At 65.1% G+C, this 18,440-nt stretch carries 22 protein-coding genes and 1 riboswitch; of the genes, 5 read left to right on the top strand and 17 right to left on the bottom strand.

Annotation, left to right across the window (positions count from 1 at the left end; all coding sequences use genetic code 11):
• Positions 1-247: 247 nt before the first annotated feature.
• Together BLR26_RS10030 and BLR26_RS10025 are read left to right on the top strand one after the other, a co-directional pair.
• A complete protein-coding gene (locus BLR26_RS10030) occupies positions 248-730 on the top strand; it encodes a hypothetical protein (protein ID WP_045195516.1) in 483 nt (160 codons plus the stop codon).
• Between the two features lie 146 nt (positions 731-876).
• A complete protein-coding gene (locus BLR26_RS10025; protein WP_045195518.1) occupies positions 877-2,136 on the top strand; it encodes an OmpP1/FadL family transporter in 1,260 nt (419 codons plus the stop codon).
• 42 nt (positions 2,137-2,178) lie between these two features.
• On the opposite strand, the gene BLR26_RS10020 is transcribed toward BLR26_RS10025, so the two are convergent.
• A complete protein-coding gene (locus BLR26_RS10020; RefSeq protein WP_045195520.1) occupies positions 2,179-3,111 on the bottom strand; it encodes a LysR family transcriptional regulator in 933 nt (310 codons plus the stop codon).
• Between the two features lie 114 nt (positions 3,112-3,225).
• Between BLR26_RS10020 and BLR26_RS10015 the strand changes: the two genes are divergently transcribed.
• A complete protein-coding gene (locus BLR26_RS10015) occupies positions 3,226-3,489 on the top strand; it encodes a DUF2798 domain-containing protein (RefSeq protein ID WP_093380331.1) in 264 nt (87 codons plus the stop codon).
• Positions 3,490-3,495: 6 nt separating this feature from the next.
• On the opposite strand, the gene BLR26_RS10010 is transcribed toward BLR26_RS10015, so the two are convergent.
• The 14 genes from BLR26_RS10010 to cobO all read right to left on the bottom strand — a co-directional run bounded on the left by BLR26_RS10010 (position 3,496) and on the right by cobO (position 14,691).
• Positions 3,496-4,047: a glutathione peroxidase gene (locus BLR26_RS10010; protein WP_093380328.1), complete on the bottom strand. Its 552-nt coding sequence runs from the start codon at positions 4,045-4,047 to the stop codon at positions 3,496-3,498.
• Positions 4,048-4,089: 42 nt separating this feature from the next.
• Positions 4,090-4,212, bottom strand: a complete 123-nt coding sequence (locus tag BLR26_RS27455; RefSeq protein WP_256326709.1) for a hypothetical protein — start codon at positions 4,210-4,212, stop codon at positions 4,090-4,092.
• Complete coding sequence (locus tag BLR26_RS10005) at positions 4,209-5,411, bottom strand: MFS transporter (protein ID WP_045195526.1); 1,203 nt, start codon at positions 5,409-5,411, stop codon at positions 4,209-4,211. Before BLR26_RS10005 ends, BLR26_RS27455 begins: the two co-directional genes overlap by 4 nt.
• Positions 5,412-5,473: 62 nt before the next feature.
• On the bottom strand, positions 5,474-5,878 hold the full coding sequence (locus tag BLR26_RS10000; protein ID WP_045195528.1) for a MarR family winged helix-turn-helix transcriptional regulator: 405 nt from the start codon (positions 5,876-5,878) through the stop codon (positions 5,474-5,476).
• 50 nt (positions 5,879-5,928) lie between these two features.
• Positions 5,929-6,657 carry an adenosylcobinamide-GDP ribazoletransferase gene (locus BLR26_RS09995; RefSeq protein WP_093380326.1) on the bottom strand — a complete coding sequence of 243 codons (729 nt, stop codon included), beginning with the start codon at positions 6,655-6,657 and terminating at the stop codon, positions 5,929-5,931.
• Position 6,658: 1 nt separating this feature from the next.
• Entirely contained in the window at positions 6,659-7,228 is a 570-nt protein-coding gene (cobC, locus tag BLR26_RS09990; protein WP_093380324.1) for an alpha-ribazole phosphatase family protein, read from the bottom strand.
• The gene (cobT, locus tag BLR26_RS09985; protein WP_093380322.1) at positions 7,225-8,280 is read right to left on the bottom strand and encodes a nicotinate-nucleotide--dimethylbenzimidazole phosphoribosyltransferase; all 1,056 of its coding nucleotides are present in this window, start codon (positions 8,278-8,280) and stop codon (positions 7,225-7,227) included. The genes cobC and cobT overlap by 4 nt, the downstream gene beginning before the upstream one ends.
• Positions 8,277-8,798 (bottom strand): bifunctional adenosylcobinamide kinase/adenosylcobinamide-phosphate guanylyltransferase, encoded by a 522-nt coding sequence (gene cobU / locus BLR26_RS09980; RefSeq protein WP_093380319.1) that lies wholly within the window; start codon positions 8,796-8,798, stop codon positions 8,277-8,279. The genes cobT and cobU overlap by 4 nt, the downstream gene beginning before the upstream one ends.
• 1 nt (position 8,799) lies before the next feature.
• Complete coding sequence (locus tag BLR26_RS09975; RefSeq protein ID WP_093380316.1) at positions 8,800-10,254, bottom strand: cobyric acid synthase; 1,455 nt, start codon at positions 10,252-10,254, stop codon at positions 8,800-8,802.
• On the bottom strand, positions 10,251-11,243 hold the full coding sequence (gene cobD / locus BLR26_RS09970; protein WP_093380313.1) for a threonine-phosphate decarboxylase CobD: 993 nt from the start codon (positions 11,241-11,243) through the stop codon (positions 10,251-10,253). The genes BLR26_RS09975 and cobD overlap by 4 nt, the downstream gene beginning before the upstream one ends.
• Positions 11,236-12,144, bottom strand: coding sequence for an adenosylcobinamide-phosphate synthase CbiB (gene cbiB / locus BLR26_RS09965; RefSeq protein WP_045195541.1), 909 nt, complete (start codon positions 12,142-12,144; stop codon positions 11,236-11,238). Before cbiB ends, cobD begins: the two co-directional genes overlap by 8 nt.
• The gene (gene bluB / locus BLR26_RS09960) at positions 12,144-12,797 is read right to left on the bottom strand and encodes a 5,6-dimethylbenzimidazole synthase (RefSeq protein ID WP_176794226.1); all 654 of its coding nucleotides are present in this window, start codon (positions 12,795-12,797) and stop codon (positions 12,144-12,146) included. The genes cbiB and bluB overlap by 1 nt, the downstream gene beginning before the upstream one ends.
• Positions 12,788-14,083: a cobyrinic acid a,c-diamide synthase CobB gene (locus BLR26_RS09955; RefSeq protein ID WP_093380310.1), complete on the bottom strand. Its 1,296-nt coding sequence runs from the start codon at positions 14,081-14,083 to the stop codon at positions 12,788-12,790. The genes bluB and BLR26_RS09955 overlap by 10 nt, the downstream gene beginning before the upstream one ends.
• Positions 14,080-14,691, bottom strand: a complete 612-nt coding sequence (gene cobO / locus BLR26_RS09950) for a cob(I)yrinic acid a,c-diamide adenosyltransferase (RefSeq protein WP_010220352.1) — start codon at positions 14,689-14,691, stop codon at positions 14,080-14,082. The genes BLR26_RS09955 and cobO overlap by 4 nt, the downstream gene beginning before the upstream one ends.
• Positions 14,692-14,852: 161 nt before the next feature.
• A riboswitch (cobalamin riboswitch) is annotated at positions 14,853-15,077 on the bottom strand.
• A gap of 147 nt (positions 15,078-15,224) precedes the next feature.
• Between cobO and BLR26_RS09945 the strand changes: the two genes are divergently transcribed.
• Both BLR26_RS09945 and BLR26_RS09940 read left to right on the top strand, forming a co-directional pair.
• Positions 15,225-15,803 carry a hypothetical protein gene (locus BLR26_RS09945; RefSeq protein WP_045195550.1) on the top strand — a complete coding sequence of 193 codons (579 nt, stop codon included), beginning with the start codon at positions 15,225-15,227 and terminating at the stop codon, positions 15,801-15,803.
• Between the two features lie 68 nt (positions 15,804-15,871).
• Positions 15,872-17,188 carry a PQQ-dependent sugar dehydrogenase gene (locus BLR26_RS09940; protein ID WP_045195552.1) on the top strand — a complete coding sequence of 439 codons (1,317 nt, stop codon included), beginning with the start codon at positions 15,872-15,874 and terminating at the stop codon, positions 17,186-17,188.
• Between the two features lie 11 nt (positions 17,189-17,199).
• On the opposite strand, the gene BLR26_RS09935 is transcribed toward BLR26_RS09940, so the two are convergent.
• Positions 17,200-17,847 (bottom strand): O-methyltransferase, encoded by a 648-nt coding sequence (locus BLR26_RS09935; RefSeq protein ID WP_093380307.1) that lies wholly within the window; start codon positions 17,845-17,847, stop codon positions 17,200-17,202.
• Positions 17,848-17,864: 17 nt separating this feature from the next.
• A complete protein-coding gene (locus tag BLR26_RS09930) occupies positions 17,865-18,398 on the bottom strand; it encodes a C40 family peptidase (protein WP_093380304.1) in 534 nt (177 codons plus the stop codon).
• Between the last annotated feature and the right edge of the window lie 42 nt (positions 18,399-18,440).

Raw genomic sequence — 18,440 nt, 5'->3', positions numbered from 1 at the left:
CGCTGCAAACGCTCAAGCCCCGCCCTCTGGCGGGGCTTTTTTATGCCTGGCGCCCAGCAATCACTAATTGCCGCACGGCATATGATTTATAACTAAAAGCCGCAAATGTTTTAAAAACAGGCCTTTACAGCGCGAATATGACACTACACTTCAACTCAAGCGGCAAAGGCCGCTTCCGGCGGGCCTGACCGACTCTCCAGCTGCCAAGCTCCAGCGTCCGCCGGCCAATTTCAAGTTCGAGGGCATCATGGGTATCGCCGCGAGCGAGTTGAGCCAGTTTGTCATTCGTCCGACCCTGATCTACCTGGGTCGCCACTGCGCCAGCGCCGAAGCCCTGCTGCTCGGCGTCGCCGCCAGCCAGTCAGCACTCGGCTCAGCATTGCACGACCGCCGCGGCCACGGCCTGTACCGCATTGGCGAACTGCGCCACCAAAGCCTCTGGGACCAGTTCCTGGCCCGCGACCCGGATCTCGCCAGCCTGGTCCGTGGCCTTGCCAGCCAGCATGCCTTCCTCAGCGGCCCGCACCTGGAACTGACCGTAAACCTGCGCTATGCCACCGCCATCGCCTGGATGCTGATCGAAGAACAAGCCCCCGAACTGCCCGCCGCCGACGATCTGCTCGGGCTTGCACGTATCTGGCGACAAACCTTCCAGCCTCAGGGGCGCCTGCGCGATTTCACCTGCGCCTGGCAAACCTGCATCGCCCCTGTGACTCTTCAGGCCTGCTGAGAGTCACTGCTTTCCATAATCGGAAAATTCCCGCCATTTTGGTCGGATTGTCCTACAAAACCGCTCTATCTCCTGCGATACAGCCTATAGCGCTGCGGGCGAACTGATGGTAATTTTCGCCCCGGAGATCCCAAGGAGTTCTAATAATGAAAAAAGTAATGCTCAAAACCTCTCTCAGCCTCGCCGTCACTCTCGCCTCGACTCAACTGTTCGCCAGCGGCTTTGCCCTCAACGAACAAAGCGTCAGTGGCATGGGCACAGGTTTCGCGGGTCGTTCTTCTTCTGCCGATGATGCCAGCACCGTATTCGGCAACCCTGCCGGTATGTCGCGCCTGAAACGCGAGCAGATCACCGTTGGCGGCGCAGCCGTCATCGCCAAGTCCGATATTTCCGGCGGCGGGCGCCCAGGTGGCACCACCGACGGCGACATGGTGCCGTTCGTCGGCGTGCCCATGGGCTACTACGTCAAGCCTCTGGATGATCACTGGACCGTCGGTTTCGGTGTCTACGCGCCGTTCGGCCTGGTCACCGATTACGAGAGCACTGCCGCCAGCCGTTACTGGGGCAAGAAAAGCCACGTTGAAGTGGTCACCTTCCAGCCAACCATCAGCTACGCCTTCAACGACAAGGTGTCGATCGGTTTCGGCCCGACCATCAACAAGATCAAGGGTGAGCTCAGCGCCAACACCCTCAACCCGCGCACCCCGGGTTTCAACGATGGCGAAGTGAAAATCAAGGGTGACGACACTGCTGTCGGCTACAACATCGGCGTGCTGGTCCAGGCCACCGACAAGACCCGCCTGGGCCTGACCTACCACTCGATGGTCGACTACAAGCTCGAAGGCAACACCAAGATCAACAACGCCCTGATCGGCCCGTTCAGCGGCAGCAAGTTCGACGCTGAACTGAAGATCAAGACCCCTGAATCGGTCGACTTCTCGGTTACCCACGAGCTGGATGACCAGTGGACTATCTATGCTGGTAGCACCTGGACCCGCTGGAGCCGCCTGGAAGCCATCACCGTCACCAACAAGGTTCCTGCCCCGCTGGCCGGCCAGTTCGGCACCATCAGCGAAGAGCAGAACTGGCACGACACCTGGGCCCACGCCATCGGCGCGTCCTACAAGCTGAACAAGGAGTGGGTACTGCGTACCGGCTTCACCGTCGACCAGTCGCCGACCAACAACCACGACCGTTCGCCACGCATCCCGACTGGCGATCGCAAGATCTTCAGCCTGGGCGCCGGCTACAGCCCAACCGACGACATGACCATCGACGTGGCGTACTCCTACCTGTGGGAAGAAGACACCAAGGTCAACCTGGCCAGCCCGACCAAGGGTTCGTACAACGCCAAGTACGAAAACAGCGCTCACGGTATTGGCGCGTCGCTGACCTATCGCTTCTGATAACAGCGCCGCAACGAAAAACCGCCGTCATCGGCGGTTTTTTTATGCCTGAGCAATCGGCCAGGCGTGCCCGACTTCCAGCTGGAGGTACTCCATGAACGCCCGCACCTTGGGGCTCAAGGCGAAACGGTCGGCCACGCACAGGTAGACATCCATCGGTTCGGTCTGGGCGTAGGCCCGTGCCGGCTGCGAATACTCGAACAACGCCACCAGCTGGCCGCGCTCGAGCAAAGGGCGGGCGACGAACTCGGCCAGGCGAGCGATACCGCCATCGCGCACCGCCATCTGCGTCAGTACGTCGATGTCATCGCTGATCAGCACCTTGTCGAACTCGGCATCAAAACGCAGCCCCTCGCGGATAAAGCCCCAGCGCAAAAAGCGCCCGTCCACCGGGTAGCGGAACACCAGGCAGCGGTGTTCCTTGAGCTGCTCGGGCGATTGCGGCCAACCGGCCGCCGCCAGATAGCCCGGGGAAGCGCAACAAATGAACGGCACCCGGGCAATGTGCCGGGCCAGCAGGCCGTCTTCGAGTTGTGGCTGGATGCGGATACTGACATCAACGCCTTCCTGGGCGTGGTTGACCCGCCGATCATTCGTAACCAATTCAATTGAAAGCTGCGGGTAGCGTGCACTGAAGGCCGGAATCAGCGGCGCCAGTACATGGCGGCCAAAGGCCGACGACGAAGCGATGCACAAGCGCCCCTTGGGCTCGCAGTCCGGGGCGGTGACCGCCTGCTGGGCCTGCTCGAGGTCGCGCTCGATGTGCTTGACCTTGTCGTAATACAGGCTGCCACTGGGCGTCAGCACCATACTGCGCGTGGTACGCGCCAGCAGGCGCACCTGCAGGTGGGCTTCCAGGCGGGCGATATTCTGGCTCACTGCGGCGGCACTCAAGCCCAGGCTGCGAGCGCCACCGGCGATGCTGCCGGCCTCGACCACCTTGATGAAACTCTTGATCGAACCGAGCAGGTTCATGACAGCATCCAGGCATTCGTAAGATCTTCTTTATAAAGACCTAAGTCCAGCTCGTCTACCGCAGTCCAACGCCCCCTTGCTAGGCTGCCCCCTCACCCACCAGAAGGAGTCAGCATGACCTTCCAGACCAGCGCCCGCGGCCGGCGCAAACTCGGCGTTCGCGCCACCCCCTACGTGTTTGCCTTCTACATGTCGGCAATCATGGCCCTGTTGATGTGCTTCGTGATTACCGCCGCCAACGCAGGCATCAACGAGCAGTACCTGGGCAACGTGCTCAAAGCCTATCAACTGGCCATGCCAGTAGCCTTTGCCTGTGTGCTGGTGGTGCGCCCGATCGTGCTCAAGCTGGTGGCCTGGACCGTGCACCCGAGCCACTGACGCCGCTCAGGGCCGGGAAGCAATGGCCTTTTCAATCGCCGCCTTGAACGCCGGGTCGTCCGGCTTGGTCAGGCTGGTGAAATTGGCCACAACCTTGCCCTGGCGATCAACCACGTACTTGTAGAAATTCCACTTCGGCGCACTGCTCTGCGCGGCCAGTTCCTTGAACAGCGGCGTGGCATCGTCGCCACGCACGGGCCGGGCCTGGGTCATGGTGAAGGTCACGCCATAGTTGGCGTAGCAGACCTTGGCGGTTTTCTCGGCATCGGCGTCTTCCTGCTTGAAGTCGTTGGACGGCACCCCGAGCATTTCCAGGCCCTGTTCGTGGTACTCCTTGTAGACGCTTTCAAGCCCTTCGAACTGCGGGGCAAAGCCGCAATAGCTGGCGGTATTGACCACCACCAAAGGCTTGCCGGCAAAGCGCTGGCACAGGTCGATCTGCTCCTTGCCGCGCAGCTCCGGCAACGAGCCCTTGAGCAGCGCCGGGCAATCGGCGGCCAGGGCATTGGCCGCAGCGGCCAAGGTCAACAACGGAACCAACATCCAGCGTGCGCGCATCGTCTCTCTCCCTCGAACGTTCCCGAAGTATTCAGAGTACTCCTAGCACACGCCCATGCCCAACTGCATCAACGCCAGGCCGCCCTCATGCCAGCCCCACCAGGCCAGTGCCAGCAGCAATAGCGCGGCGAGGCCGAGCACGCTGCCAATGGCGACCCGTTTCATGCTGCCTGCGCCTGCAAGCGCGCTACCGGGCGTTCGCGTACTGGCCAGTTCAGCGCTGCGGCGAGCAGGCTGAGGAGGATGGAAATTTGCCAGACCAAATCGTAGTTGCCGGTGCGGTCATACACCACCCCGCCCAGCCAGCCGCCCAGAAATGCCCCCAACTGGTGGAACAGGAAGACGATACCGCCGAGCATCGACAAATTGCGCACACCAAACAGGGTGGCCACGGTGCCGTTGGTCAAGGGTACGGTCGACAGCCACAGCAGGCCCATGGCAATGCCGAACAGGTAGGCGCTGAACTGGCTGATTGGCGCCCACAGGAACAACACGATGACTACCGCGCGCAGCAGGTACAGCGCGGTCAGCAGCCGCGGCTTGGACATGCGCCCACCCAGCCAGCCGGCGGTGTAGGTGCCGACGATATTGAACAGCCCGACCAGCGCCAGCACTGTGGTGCCGATGGTCGCCGGCAGGTGCTGGTCGACCAGGTAGGCCGGCAGGTGCACGCCGATGAACACCACCTGGAAACCACAGACGAAAAAGCCCAGGGCCAGCAGCCAGAAACCGGAGTGCGAGCAGGCTTCGCGCAGGGCCTGGCCGAGGGTCTGGTCATTGCCCTGACTGGGCAGCGGACGATCACGCAGCAGCCCTACCAGCGGCACGATAAAGGCCACCAGCAAACCCAGCACCAGCAAGGCCGCCGACCAGCCCAGCCAGCCGATCAGGCCGAGCGTACCCGGCAGCATGGCGAACTGGCCGAAGGAGCCGGCGGCGCTGGCAATGCCCATGGCCATGCTGCGTTTTTCTGGCGGCACGGCACGGCCAACCACGCCGAGGATCACCGAAAACGAGGTGCCCGACAGGCCGATACCGATCAACAAACCGGCACTGAGCGACAGGGTCAGGGCCGAGTCGGACATGCCCATCAGCACAAGGCCGGCGGCATAAAGAATACCGCCGACCATCACCACCTTGGCAGCACCGAGGCGATCGGCCAGGGCTCCGGCAAACGGCTGGGCCAGGCCCCAGATCAGGTTCTGCAAGGCAATGGCAAAGGCAAACACGCCGCGCCCCCAGCCAAAGTCGGCGCTCATCGGCGCCAGGAACAGGCCAAAGCCGTGCCGCACGCCCAGCGACAAGGCCAGGATCAGCGCCGCGCCAAGCAGAATCCACCCACTGGTTCGCCATACTGATGTCATTTTTGTTGTCTCCAGTGCCGCAAGGTTATGCGGGTATATACCCGCTTATACTCGTAAAAAGCTCAGGCCAACAGCTCCAGCAGGCGCACCAGTTCGTCACGCTGACCTTCGCCGAGGGTCTCGATCAAGCCGCTTTGCGCTTGCTCCCAGGCCGGCTCCGCCGCTTGCAGGCGTGCCCGGCCCTGCTCGGTCAGCAACACGATACGGTTGCGCAAGTCCTGCCCTTCGGCCAGGGCCACCAGGCCCTCGGCTTCCAGTACCCGCAGGTTGCGCCCCAAGGTGCTGCGGTCCAGGCCCATGGCCTCGGCCAGCGTGGAAATACTCGGTTGATCCAGGCGGCGTAAATGACGCAACAGGGAAAACTGCGCGACATTGATCCCGAAGCCTTCGAGGGCCTCGTCGTAGTGTCGGCTCACCCCACGGGCGGCGCGACGCAGGTGGGTGCAGATGCATTCGCTGGTCAACATAATGCGTGTATATACCCGCACTTTGGCAACTGCAAGCTTTTATTCGCCGCTCACAGCACCAAAGCGAGCAATACCGCCAGCTCCAGCAGCTCGAGCAGGGCCCCGGCGGTATCACCGGTGGTGCCACCCAGACGGCGCACCATCACGTGGCGCAGCCAGGCGAAGACGATGGCGGCAACCAGCAGCCCCCCTATACCCTTGAACCCTGCCAGCAGCACACAGGCCAACGCACTGACGAGCATCACCAGCTGGCCCGCCCGACGCGGCAAATGATCGGCAAGCGCCTGGCCGAGCCCGCCGCTGCGCACATAGGGCGTGCACAGGAACAAGCCCAGTAACCCCGCGCGGCCGATCAGCGGTGCGAGCACCAGCAGCAGCCCGTCACCGCGCTCGATCAACGCCAGCAAGGCGCAGAACTTGAGCAGCAGCACCAGCACCAGGGTGACCACGGCAATCGGCCCGCTGCGCGGGTCTTTCATGATCAGCAAGGTACGTTCGCGGTCGCCGAAACCGCCGAGCCAGGCATCGGCGCTGTCGGCCAGGCCGTCCAGGTGCAAGGCGCCGCTGAGCAGCACCCAGGCGCTGAGCAGCAAGGCGGCGTGCAACAGCACCGGGCTACCGGCCAGCAGCGCGTTCAACCCCCAGAGCACCACCCCGAACAACAGCCCTACCAGCGGGTAAAACAGCAATGAGCGGCCCATTTGTTCCGGCGCCGGCATGCCCGGCAGGCGCACCGGCAAGCTGCTGAGAAACTGCAGGGCGATCCAGAACCCCAGCATCTCAGCACACCTCGCGCAGGCTGCCGTCGGCCAGCAGTTCCAGGCGGCACAAGGCACCATGGGCCACTTCGACCTGCAGCAGCTGTTCACGCGGCAGGCCACGGGCGCGGGCCAGCAACAGGCGCATGACGCCACCGTGGGTGACCAGCAGCAACTGCTGGCCGGCATGGGCCTGGTGCAAGATGCTGATGGCCTGCAACACCCGTACGGAGAAATCCGCCACCGGCTCGCCACCTGGCGGTGTGTAGGCATAAGGGTCAGCCCAGAACCGGCCGAGCTCGGCTTCATGGGTGAGCATCAGCGCTGCCGCGCTGCGCCCTTCCCACTCACCGAAATGCAGCTCTTGCAGCCCCGGCGCCAGCTGCAGCGGCAGGTTCAACTGCGCGCCCAGCTCCTGGGCAAAGCGTGCGCAGCGCTGCAATGGCGAGCTGACCAATGCATCCCAAGGGCCGGCATCACTCACCGCCGCGCGCATCTGCGCCCAGCCATTGTCAGTCAGGGCATCGTCGAGGCTACCGCGCAGGCCGCCGCCCAGTTCGGTTTCTCCGTGGCGCAGCAGGTCGATGATCATGCCGGGCGGTCCGCTACCGCAGCTTCGGCGAAGGTCGCCATCTGCCCGTGCAGGTCACAGGCCAGGCGCAACAGCGGCACCGCCAGTGCCGCACCACTGCCCTCGCCCAGGCGCAGGCCCAGCTCCAGCAGCGGCTCGGCGTCGAGTTCGGCGAGCACCCGGCGATGACCGGGCTCGGCGCCGCGATGACCGAACAGCAGCCAGTCGCGGCAACCCGGATTGATACGCGTCGCCACCAGCGCGGCAACGGTGCAGATAAACCCATCCACCAGCACCGCAACACCAGCCTGGGCGCAACCCAGGTAGGCGCCGACCAGCGCGGCGATCTCGAAACCACCAAAACACAACAGCCGCTGCAGCGGGTCGTCGCCAAGATTGGCATGCTGCAGCAAGGCGCGCTCGATGACCTCGGCCTTGTGCCGCACACCGGCGGCGTCCAGGCCGGTACCCGGACCACTGAGCTCGCTGGCCGGACAACCGAGCACGGCGCAGGCCAGGGCGCTGGCGGCGGTGGTGTTACCGATGCCCATCTCGCCGCCGATAAACAACCGGGCGCCGCTGGCGGCCGCGCGCAGGGCACTCTCGCGCCCGCCTTGCAGAGCCTGCAGGCCTTGTTCGTAGGTCATCGCCGGTACCCGAGCGAAGTTGGCCGTGCCCGGGCCGACGCGCAGGTGGCGCACGTCCGGCAGGTCCAGGGCCAGGTCGATGGTACCCAGGTCGATCACTTCCAGTTGAGCATTCAGCTGCCGCGCCAGCACGCTGATCGCAGCGCCGCCGCTGACGAAATTGAGCAGCATCTGCCCGGTCACCGCCTGCGGGTAAGCCGAGATACCTTCGGCGACCACACCGTGATCGCCGGCAAAAATCGCGATCCACACCTGCTCGACGCTCGGCTTGAGCTGGCCTTGCAAGCCGGCCAGTTGCACTGCCAGCTGCTCCAGGCGACCCAGCGAGCCTGCCGGCTTGGTCAGTTGCTGTTGCCGCGCCAGGGCCTGTTCGCGAACAATCGGGTCGACAGCTCGACAGGCTTCACGCCACCAGGTTTGACTCATAGTGCAGGTCCTTTCAGGGTAAGCGGCAAGCCGGCGACAGTCAGCACCACGCGCTGGCAGCGCTCGGCAATGGCCTGGTGCAGCGCGCCTGCTTCATCGACATAACGGCGGGTCAGCTCGCCCATGGGCACTACGCCCAGGCCGGTTTCGTTGCTGACCAGTATGATTTCGCCCGGCAACGCTGCCAGGCACTCGAGCAGCGCCGTGCGTTCGGCCGCCAGGCGCTCAGGGTTGTCGAGCATCAGCAGGTTGGTCAGCCACAGGGTCAGGCAATCGACCAGCAGGCAGCGCTCGGCACTGGCAGTGGCACGCAGCACCCGCGCCAACTCCAGCGGCTCTTCGATCAATCCCCACTCGGCCGGACGCCGCTCGCGGTGCAACTGCACCCGTGCATTCATCTCGCCGTCGAGCGGTTCGCTGGTGGCGACGTAGGTGACCGCCAGGCCGCTCTGCACCGCCAGTTGTTCGGCCAGGCGGCTCTTGCCCGAACGGGCGCCGCCAAGGATCAGGTTGAGCATTTCAGTTCTGTCCGCAGAGTTGGCGCAGGCGCGCGGTGTCCAGGTGCTGCTCGACCAGGTCGGCCAGGCGCTCGATGTCGCGTTCGCGCAGGGCGTGGTAGTCGATCTGCTCGACCTCCTGCAGCCCGGCCCAGCGCAACAGCGCGGCGCAGCAATGCGGCGCCTCGAACAGGCCATGCAGGTAGGTGGCGAGGATCTGCCCGTCGGCGCTGATGGCGCCATCGGCGCGGCCGCCGTCGAGCAACACTGCCGGGCGCTCCAGCGCCGGCCCCTGGGTTACCCCGGCATGAATCTCGTAGCCGCTGATGGCCGCCTGCTCCAGCTGCAGGGTGCCGGCGACATTGCGCAGCTGCTTTTCGGCTTCGAGCACGGTGACAAAATCCAGCAGACCGAGGCCATCGCTGGCTCCTGCTGGGCCTTCCAGGCCCAAGGGGTCTTCCACCCGCTGGCCGAGCATCTGCAGCCCGCCGCAAATGCCCAGGACCTTGCCGCCGTAACGCAGGTGGCGACTGATCGCCTGGTCCCAACCACGCTCACGCAATTGCGCCAGGTCGCCGCGCACGCTCTTGGAGCCAGGCAAAATGATCAGGTCAGCGGGCGGAATCGGCTGACCGGGGCCGATAAACTGCAGATCGACCTGCGGGTGCAGGCGCAGCGGGTCGAAATCGGTGTGGTTGCTGATGCGCGGCAGCACCGGCACGATCACCTTGAGCTGGCGCCCGGCCTTGAGGCCCTGGCGCTGGTCGATACCGTCTTCGGCTTCCAGGTGCAGGTCCAGCACATAGGGCAGCACACCCAGCACTGGCTTGCCGGTACGTTCTTCAAGCCAGTCCAGGCCCGGCTGGAGCAAGGCGATATCGCCACGAAAACGGTTGATGACAAAGCCCTTGACCCGTGCCTGCTCACTCGGCGAGAGCAGCTCCAAAGTGCCGACCAGGTGTGCAAACACCCCGCCCCGATTGATGTCGGCAATCAGGATCACCGGGCAGTCGACTGCCTCGGCAAAGCCCATGTTGGCAATGTCGCCGGCGCGCAGGTTGATTTCAGCCGGCGAGCCGGCGCCTTCGACCATCACCACCGGATAGGCCGCGCTCAGGCGCTGGTGCGAAGCCAGCACGGCCTGCATGGCGATGGCCTTGTAGTCGTGATAGGCCACGGCGTTCATGCTGGTGACCGCGCGGCCATGGACGATCACCTGGGCGCCGGTGTCGCTGTTGGGCTTGAGCAGCACCGGGTTCATGTCGGTGTGGGGCGCCAGGCCCGCGGCCTGCGCCTGCACCGCCTGGGCGCGGCCGATCTCGCCGCCCTCGGCGGTCACGGCACTGTTGAGCGCCATGTTCTGCGGCTTGAACGGCACCACGGCAATGCCCTGGCGCAACAGCCAGCGGCACAGCGCGGTCACCAGGGTGCTTTTGCCGGCATCGGAGGTGGTGCCCTGCACCATCAGGGTGGTCATGCTTGTTCCTTGCGGTAATCGCTGAAAGCCTGGGCCAGGCGCTGAAAGTCCGGTTCACTGGCCGGCAGGCCGAAACGCAGGCTCGGCGGCTGGCTGAACAGGCGCAGGAGGATGCCGCGCCGGGCCATGAATTCATGCAGGCGCGGCGCCTGCTCGGTGACCAGGTACTGGAACAGGTCGCAGCTGCCGCTGGGGGCGAAACCTGCCGCACTGAGCACCTCGGCCAGGCGCTGGCTGGCAGCGGCGCAGCGGATGATCTGCTGCTGATGGGCGGCGCCGTCGAGCAGGCAGGCCTGGCCGAGGATCCGCGTCGGGCCGCTGATGGTCCAGGGCCCGAGCTGTTCGGCGAGCAGTTGCAACAACTGGCGCTCGGCCAGAACAAAGCCCAGGCGTACGCCGGCCAAGCCGAAGAACTTGCCGAACGAGCGCAGCACGATCAACCCGCTGCGCTCGGCATGGGCGCCAATGCTGTGTTGCGGGGTGTTGTCCATGAACGCTTCATCAACCAGCAGCCAGCCGCCACGGCGGGCCAGGCGACCATGCCATTCCAGCAGTTGCTCGGCAGCAATCAGCTGCCCGGTGGGGTTGTTGGGGTTGACCACCACCAGCACGTCGAGGCTGTCGAGGTAATAATCGACCTGGTCCAGCGGCAACTCGCGCACCCGGTGCCCAGCGCGGCGCCAGCCTTCGGCGTGTTCGGCGTAGCACGGCGACAGCACCCCGACCGTGCCGGGGCGACGCAGGCGTGGCAAAGCCTGGATCGCCGCCTGGGAGCCGGCCACTGGCAACAGTTGCTCGACCTGATAGTAATCACGGGCCGCCTGCTCGAGGCCGTCTTCGGTTTCGGGCAAGCGCGCCCAGGCCCGCAGCGGAATCTCAGGGATGGAATAAGACCACGGGGCGATGCCGCTGGACAGGTCCAGCCAGTCTTCGCGGGCGATGCCGTATTGCTGCACTGCGCGTTGCAGGCGACCACCGTGTTCAAGCATAGAATTCAGCCCCCAGGCACAACAGCAGCAACCACAACCACACGCCCTGGCAAACCAGGCGCCAACCGCGTTCGATGGCGTCGGCATCGGCCTGCGGGCCTTCGCCCAGTTGCGGGCGCTCGTGCAGCTCGCCGTGATACACCGCCGGCCCGCCCAGCTCGACGCCCAGGGCTCCGGCCCCGGCCGCCATCACCGGCCCGGCATTGGGGCTGTCCCACAACGGCGCCTGGCGCCGCCAGCAGCTCAGGGCCAGGCGGGTCTTGCCCAGCAGCGCGTAAGTCAGCGCCACCAAGCGTGCCGGAATATAGTTGAGCACATCGTCGATCTTCGCCGCAGCCCAGCCAAAACGCTCGAAGCGTTCATTACGATAGCCCCACATGGCGTCGAGGGTGTTGCTCAGGCGATAGAGCACCACCCCCGGTACGCCGGCAACGACAAACCAGAACAGCGCGGCGAACACCGCATCGCTGCCGTTCTCCAGCACCGACTCGGTGGCGGCGCGGGCCACGGCGGTTTCGTCCAGCTCGCGGGTTTCGCGGCTGACCAGATAACCGACGCGCTGGCGGGCTTTTTCCAGGTCGCCCTGGCGCAGGGCTTCGGCCACCGGCGTTACGTGCTCGCCAAGGCTGCGCAGGCCGAGGGCGCAGTACAGCGCCAAAACTTCAATCAGCCAGCCAATGTACGGCAGCCAGGACAACAGCATGGCGATGAAGGTCAGCGGCACCACCGCCAGGAACCAGGCGCTGACGCCGTGGCTGCGCCAGCCACGGCCGCCGGCATTCAAGCGCTGTTCCAGGCGCCCGGCCAGGCGCCCGAAGGCTACCAGCGGATGCCGGCGCTTGGGCTCACCCAGCAGCGCATCCAGCGCCACCCCGGCCACTGTCAGCAACGCCACGCTCATCAAGACTCCCCCCACTGGTTTTCAAACAGCATGTCGTGCAGCGGCCGCGCTGTGGTCCAGCCTTCAAGCACCAGCATCGGCGCCGGGTAAAATTCGTGAACCGGGCCCAGGCAGAGGATTGCCAACGGCTTGGCACCGGCCGGCATGCCGAGCAGCTCGGCCAGGGCCCGGGGCTCGAACAGCGACACCCAGCCCATGCCCAGACCTTCGGCGCGGGCCGCCAGCCACAGGTTCTGGATCGCACAGGACAACGACGCCAGGTCCATCTCCGGCAAGGTCCGGCGGCCGAAAATGTGCGCTTCGCGCCCATCCATCAGCGCCGCCACCAGCAGCTCGGCGCAGTCGTTGATGCCTTCGACCTTGAGTTTCATGAAGTCATCGGAGCGCTCGCCGAGCGCCTGCGCTGTACGCAGGCGCTCCTCTTCCACCAGGGCCTGGATCCGCTGGCGCAGTTCGCGCTGGGTGATACGGATGAAACGCCAGGGCTGCATCAGCCCGACGCTGGGCGCCTGGTGCGCGGCCTCAAGCAGGCGCGCGAGCAACTCGGGGGCGACTTCGCCGCCACTGAAGTGACGCATGTCGCGACGCTCGCCGATGGCGCGGTAGACCGCCGCACGTTCGGCCTCGGTAAAAGCATGTTCAGTCATGGACACAGCAGCGCCGCCGACGCCTGGGGGTTGGAAGCAAAATAGAAATGCACGTAGGAGGCGGTCAAGCGCCCCTGGCGGTACACCGCCTCGGCACCACGACCACCGTTGGGGCTCTGGCCGCGGGCAACCGGCTCAAGCTCGGTATGGGTCAGCGAATGATGATAGGTGTGCCCGCGCAAGGTGCCTTCAGGCAGTTCTACGGCCTGCAGGGCCAAGGCGGCCAGGCGCTTTTGCATCACTGCCTCGCCTGCCAGCAGGCCGAGCAGTTCGGCACGCTCGCCGGCAACATCGGTGAGCGCATCGAGCAGGTAGAGCATGCCGCCGCATTCGGCGAGCAACGGCTTGCCGGCGTGGTGATGGGCGCGGATAGCCTCGAGCATCGGTGTGTTGGCCGCCAGCGCCTGGTGATGCAATTCGGGGTAACCGCCGGGCAGGTACAGGCTGTCAGCGGCTGGCAAGCTTGTGTCATGCAGCGGCGAGAAAAACGCCAGCTGCGCGCCCATGGCCCGCAGCAGGTCGAGGTTGGCGCCATAGGTAAAGGCAAAGGCTTCGTCGCGGGCAACCGCAATGCGCACGCCTTGCAGCAACGGCTCGATGGCAAACTCGGTCGGCGCGGCAAAGCGCACCGCTGGCGGCAACGCCGCATCGCAACTGGCGCCCAGGGCCGCTGCGGCAGCATCCAGCCGCGCATCAAGGTCGTTCAGTTCACTGGCTTGCACCAGCCCCAGGTGACGGCTCGGCAATTCGATGCCGGTTTCTCGCGACAGCCCACCGTACCAGCGCAGCCCCTCGGTCAGGCTGCCTTCAAGCAACTGGGCATGGCGCAGGGTACCGACACGGTTGGCCAACACCCCGGCAAACGGCAGGTCCGGCTGATAGCGCGCCAGGCCCAGGGCCAGGGCGCCGAAGGTCTGGGCCATGGCGGTGCCATCGATCACCGCCAGCACCGGCACGCCAAAATGCCGGGCCAGGTCGGCGCTCGATGGCGTGCCGTCGAACAGGCCCATGACCCCTTCGATGAGGATCAGGTCGGCCTCGCCCGCCGCCTCCCACAATAGCCGGCGGCTTTCCTGCTCGCCGACCATCCACAGGTCGAGCTGATACACCGGCGCACCACTGGCGCGCTCGAGGATCATCGGGTCAAGAAAGTCCGGGCCGCACTTGAATACGCGAACCTTGCGCCCCTGGTTGCGATGCAGGCGCGCCAGTGCGGCGGTCACCGTGGTCTTGCCCTGGCCGGAGGCCGGGGCGGCGATCAATACCGCCGGGCAATGCCGCGCATCACTCATAGTTCGACGCCCTTCTGGGCGCGGATGCCGGCCTGGAAGGCGTGCTTGATCATGCCCATTTCGGTGACGGTGTCGGCCAGTTCGATCATTTCGTCTTTGGCCGCGCGACCGGTAACGATCACGTGCTGCATCGGCGGGCGCGCCTGCAGGTCGCTGAGCACCTGGTCGAGGTCGAGGTAGCCGTGCTTGAGGGCGATGTTCAGTTCATCAAGCACCACGAAGGCGATCGACGGGTCCTGGAGCATCTGCCGCGACACTGCCCAGGCAGCTTCGGCGGCAGCGATGTCGCGCTGGCGGTCCTGGGTTTCCCAGGTAAAGCCCTCGCCCATCACGTGGTAGCGCACCTGCTCGGGAAAGCGCCGGAAGAACAGCTCTTCGCCAGTGCTGTTGCGGCCCTTGATGAACTGCACCACGCCGCACTGCATGCCGTGGCCCATGGCCCGGGCGAGCATGCCGAAGGCCGAACTGCTCTTGCCCTTGCCGTTGCCGGTAAGTACCAGCAGCAAGCCGCATTCGTTGGGCGAGTTGGCGATGCGCTCGTCGATCACGGCCTTTTTGCGCTGCATGCGCGCCAGGTGGCGTTCGTCGCGCTCGGTGGATTCAGTCATGAGGTTCTCCGCAAACCACTGTCGGCCGATCTCACCGAACGCAGCAGCCGACGGCTGCTCAGCGTATCGAAGGAACGGGTGTGACAGATGAATGGATATGGCAGACGGAAAACGCGCAGGGCTGCGGCACAGGCCGGAGGAACCGCGCATCACCCTCCGTGATGCCGTTGGCTGTTACAGGCCGGTCTCCGGGCTTGTGAGCGGGGCCATCGACACCCGGGGCTGCGCGCCTTCCCGGGCATGAATGCCCAGTGGCCCTGCACAGCCTTGACTCACCTACCGTTGCGGGGGCAGCGCCGGATTCGCGCGTTTTACGCGCCCACCGGCTTCCCTGTTTCACCCTGCCAGGCCATCGCCTGCAGAGCACCTGAAACAAGTCGCGAAGGTTAGAGGGTTGCACCCGGAGCGTCAATGAAAGGCGCTGCACTGGCCTGGATCAATGGCGCCTTTGTCATCTTGTGCAACACTGACTTCAGTGATATCAAATAGCCATACCTCGGCTGTACTCGATCACAACTATAAGGGAGAGCAGCATGCAAGGCCTGATCATCAATAATGCGCGCCTGGAGTTCCTGCGCCCGGCCCTGGAACGCTGGGTCGATTGCATCGACCGCTTCAACCAGACCCTCGGTGACGGTGAGGCGCCCTATTGGCACGGCGCCCAGGCCAACCTCGGGCTGCTCTCGGCCGCCGCCTGGCAGGCCGAGCTGGTGACCCTGCAGCAGCACCAGAGCAAGAAGCAGCGCGATGACGGCGATCGCGAAGGCCGCTGCGACCTGTACATCGCCAACCGCGAAGAGGCCGCCTACCTGCAGGCCAGCCAGCGCTGGCCACGCATCGCCAAGCTCGACCTGAATAACGCCCTGGGCGAAACCGTCCAGGCTGCTCGGCAAATTGCCGCGCCCAGCCAGCTTAAAGTCGCTGCGCTGTTCGCCAGCCCCTGGAAAGCCGGCCAGCACGCCAGCCCCGAAGAGCTGCAGGACCTGGTCGACGACCTGCAAAAGCATAACGCCTGCGCCATCGCCTGGTACTTTCCCTACGCCTACCGCAAGCTGCACAACGAAGCCGGCCAGTATCACCCCGGCATCGCCCTGTTGCTCAAGCAGGCCTGACCCGGGGAACCTCCCACCCCTGGCGTGCCTCTACTGGCAATAGCGGCCATCATTGCGAGGGAAACGACATGGGTATCAAGCCGATTGCACTGCTGCTGGCAGTGACTGCGGGGTTAAGCGGCTGCGGCGAGAACGCCCGCCTTGAGGTCAGCGACGGGGTCGGCCCGTCGCCGCAATTGCCCGAACCGAACAAGACCCTGATCCCCACCGTCAACATCGCCCCCGCCATTGGCTGGCCCCAGGGCATGACGCCCAAGGCCGCGCCCGGCACCCAGGTGGCGGCCTTCGCCGCAGGCCTGGACCACCCGCGCTGGCTCTATGCCCTGCCCAACGGCGACATCCTGGTGGCTGAAACCAATGCTCCGCCCAAGCCCGATGACGGCAAGGGCATTCGCGGCTGGGTGATGGGCAAGGTCATGGACCGCGCCGGCGCCGGCGTGCCCAGCGCCAACCGCATCAGCCTGCTGCGCGACAGCGACCACGACGGCGTGGCGGAAACCCGCACGACGTTTATCGAGAACCTCAATTCACCGTTCGGCATGGCCCTGGTCGGCAATGATTTCTACGTTGCCGACACCGATCGCCTGCTGCGCTTTCACTATGAACCCGGCGCGACTTCGATCAAGGGCCCAGGTACAGCCGTGGCCGAACTACCGGGCGGCACGCTGAACCATCACTGGACCAAGAACGTGATCGCCAGCCGAGACGGCAAGAAGCTTTACGTTACCGTCGGCTCCAACAGCAATGTCGGCGAGAACGGCATGGACCAGGAAAAAGGCCGCGCGGCGATCTGGGAAGTCGACCCGGCCAGCGGCCAGACGCGGATCTTCGCCTCGGGCCTGCGCAACCCCAACGGCCTGGCCTGGGAGCCGCACACCGGACAGCTGTGGACCGCGGTCAACGAGCGTGACGAGATCGGCAGCGACCTGGTGCCCGACTACATTACCTCGGTCAAGGATGGCGGCTTCTATGGCTGGCCCTACAGCTATTACGGCCAGCACATTGATCAGCGGGTCAACCCGTCTGATCCGAACCTGGTGGCCAGCGCCATTGCCCCGGACTATGCGGTGGGGCCGCACACGGCGTCGCTGGGCCTGACCTTCGCCGAAGCAGGGGTGCTGCCGGCACCGTTCGAGCAAGGCGCGTTCATTGGCCAGCATGGCTCGTGGAACCGCAAGCCGCACAGTGGCTACAAGGTGATCTTCGTACCCTTCAGCACTGCCGGCAAACCTGCGGGCAAGCCGATCGACGTGCTCAGCGGGTTTCTCAATGATGAAGGCAAGGCCATGGGCCGGCCGGTCGGGGTGATCAATGATCAGCGCGGCGGCTTGCTGGTAGCCGATGATGTCGGGAACACGATCTGGCGGGTGAGCAAGGCCCGGTAAGCCGGGGGAGCTCAGCGTTTGCGGCAGAGGGTCAAGCCATCGCCAATCGGCAGCATCGACAGGTCCACCCGTGGGTCGTCCTTGAGCGTGCGGTTCAAGGCCTGAATGGCGCGGGTGTCTTCGCTGTGCGGGTTTTGCTCAAGCACCCGCCCGCTCCACAAGGTGTTGTCGAACAGTACCAGCCCGCCCACTCGCAGCAGTCGCAGGGCCTCTTCCAGATAGTGCGGGTAGTTGGCCTTGTCGGCATCGATGAAGATCAGGTCGTAGCGCGCTGATGGCAGTGTCGCCAGGGTCTGCAACGCCGGCGCCAGGCGCAGCTCGATGCGCTCGGCGACCCCTGCCTCCTGCCAGTAGCGCCAGGCCACGGCGTTGTAGCTGCCTTCAAGGTCGCAACAGAGCAACTGCCCGTGCGCCATGGCCTGAGCCATGCACAAAGCGCTGTAGCCGGTGAAAGTACCCACCTCGATCACCCGCTCGGCACCGATCAGGCGCACCAGCAGCGCCAGCAACTGGCCTTGCTCCGGTGCCACCTGCCAGCGTGCTTCGGCCAGGGCCTGGGTTTCTTCACGCAAACGGGCGAGCAACGGCGTCTCGCGCAGCGACACGCTTTGCAGGTAGTGGTAGAGGGGGTCGTCGAGGTAGAGCGTCTGGGCGGTCATCGTCTACCTCGCACAGGTCAGGGGTTGCGCGCCAGGTGCGCTGGCTGCAGCACCCGCTTGGCGTTCAGGTAGGTCTTTTGCCAATAGCTGTTGGACAGGTAGTCCAGGCGCACCGTTCCGCCGGTGGCCGGGGCATGGACGAAGCGCCCTTCGCCGACATAGATACCGGCATGGCTGACCTGCGAGCCACCATTGGTGGCAAAGAACACCAGGTCGCCGGACTGCAGGTCGTTGCGCTCGATGCTCGGTGCGCGGATGCCGATCATCTCCCGGGTCGAACGCGGCAACGAGATGCCCGCAGCATCACGATAGACGTAGCCAATCAGGCCGCTGCAGTCGAAACCCGAATCCGGGGTGTTGCCGCCCCAACGGTACGGCGTGCCGACCAGGCCCAGGGCGCGGAACAGCACGTCTTCGGCAACCGGGGAGAAATACACTTGCGGGGCCATGACTGCCGGCTCGACCACTTTACGCGGGGCCGGGGCATGACTTGAGCAGGCACCGAGCAGTGCTGCGAGGGAAAGTAGAGCGAAGCGCGCCATCATCGCCATGGTCAGAACATCCTGTCTGAAGCCGCTTCGGCCAAGAGCCGA

This window comes from Pseudomonas sp. UC 17F4 (assembly GCF_900101695.1).
Taxonomy (GTDB): domain Bacteria; phylum Pseudomonadota; class Gammaproteobacteria; order Pseudomonadales; family Pseudomonadaceae; genus Aquipseudomonas.
This window is presented reverse-complemented; position numbering and strand designations above follow the sequence as displayed.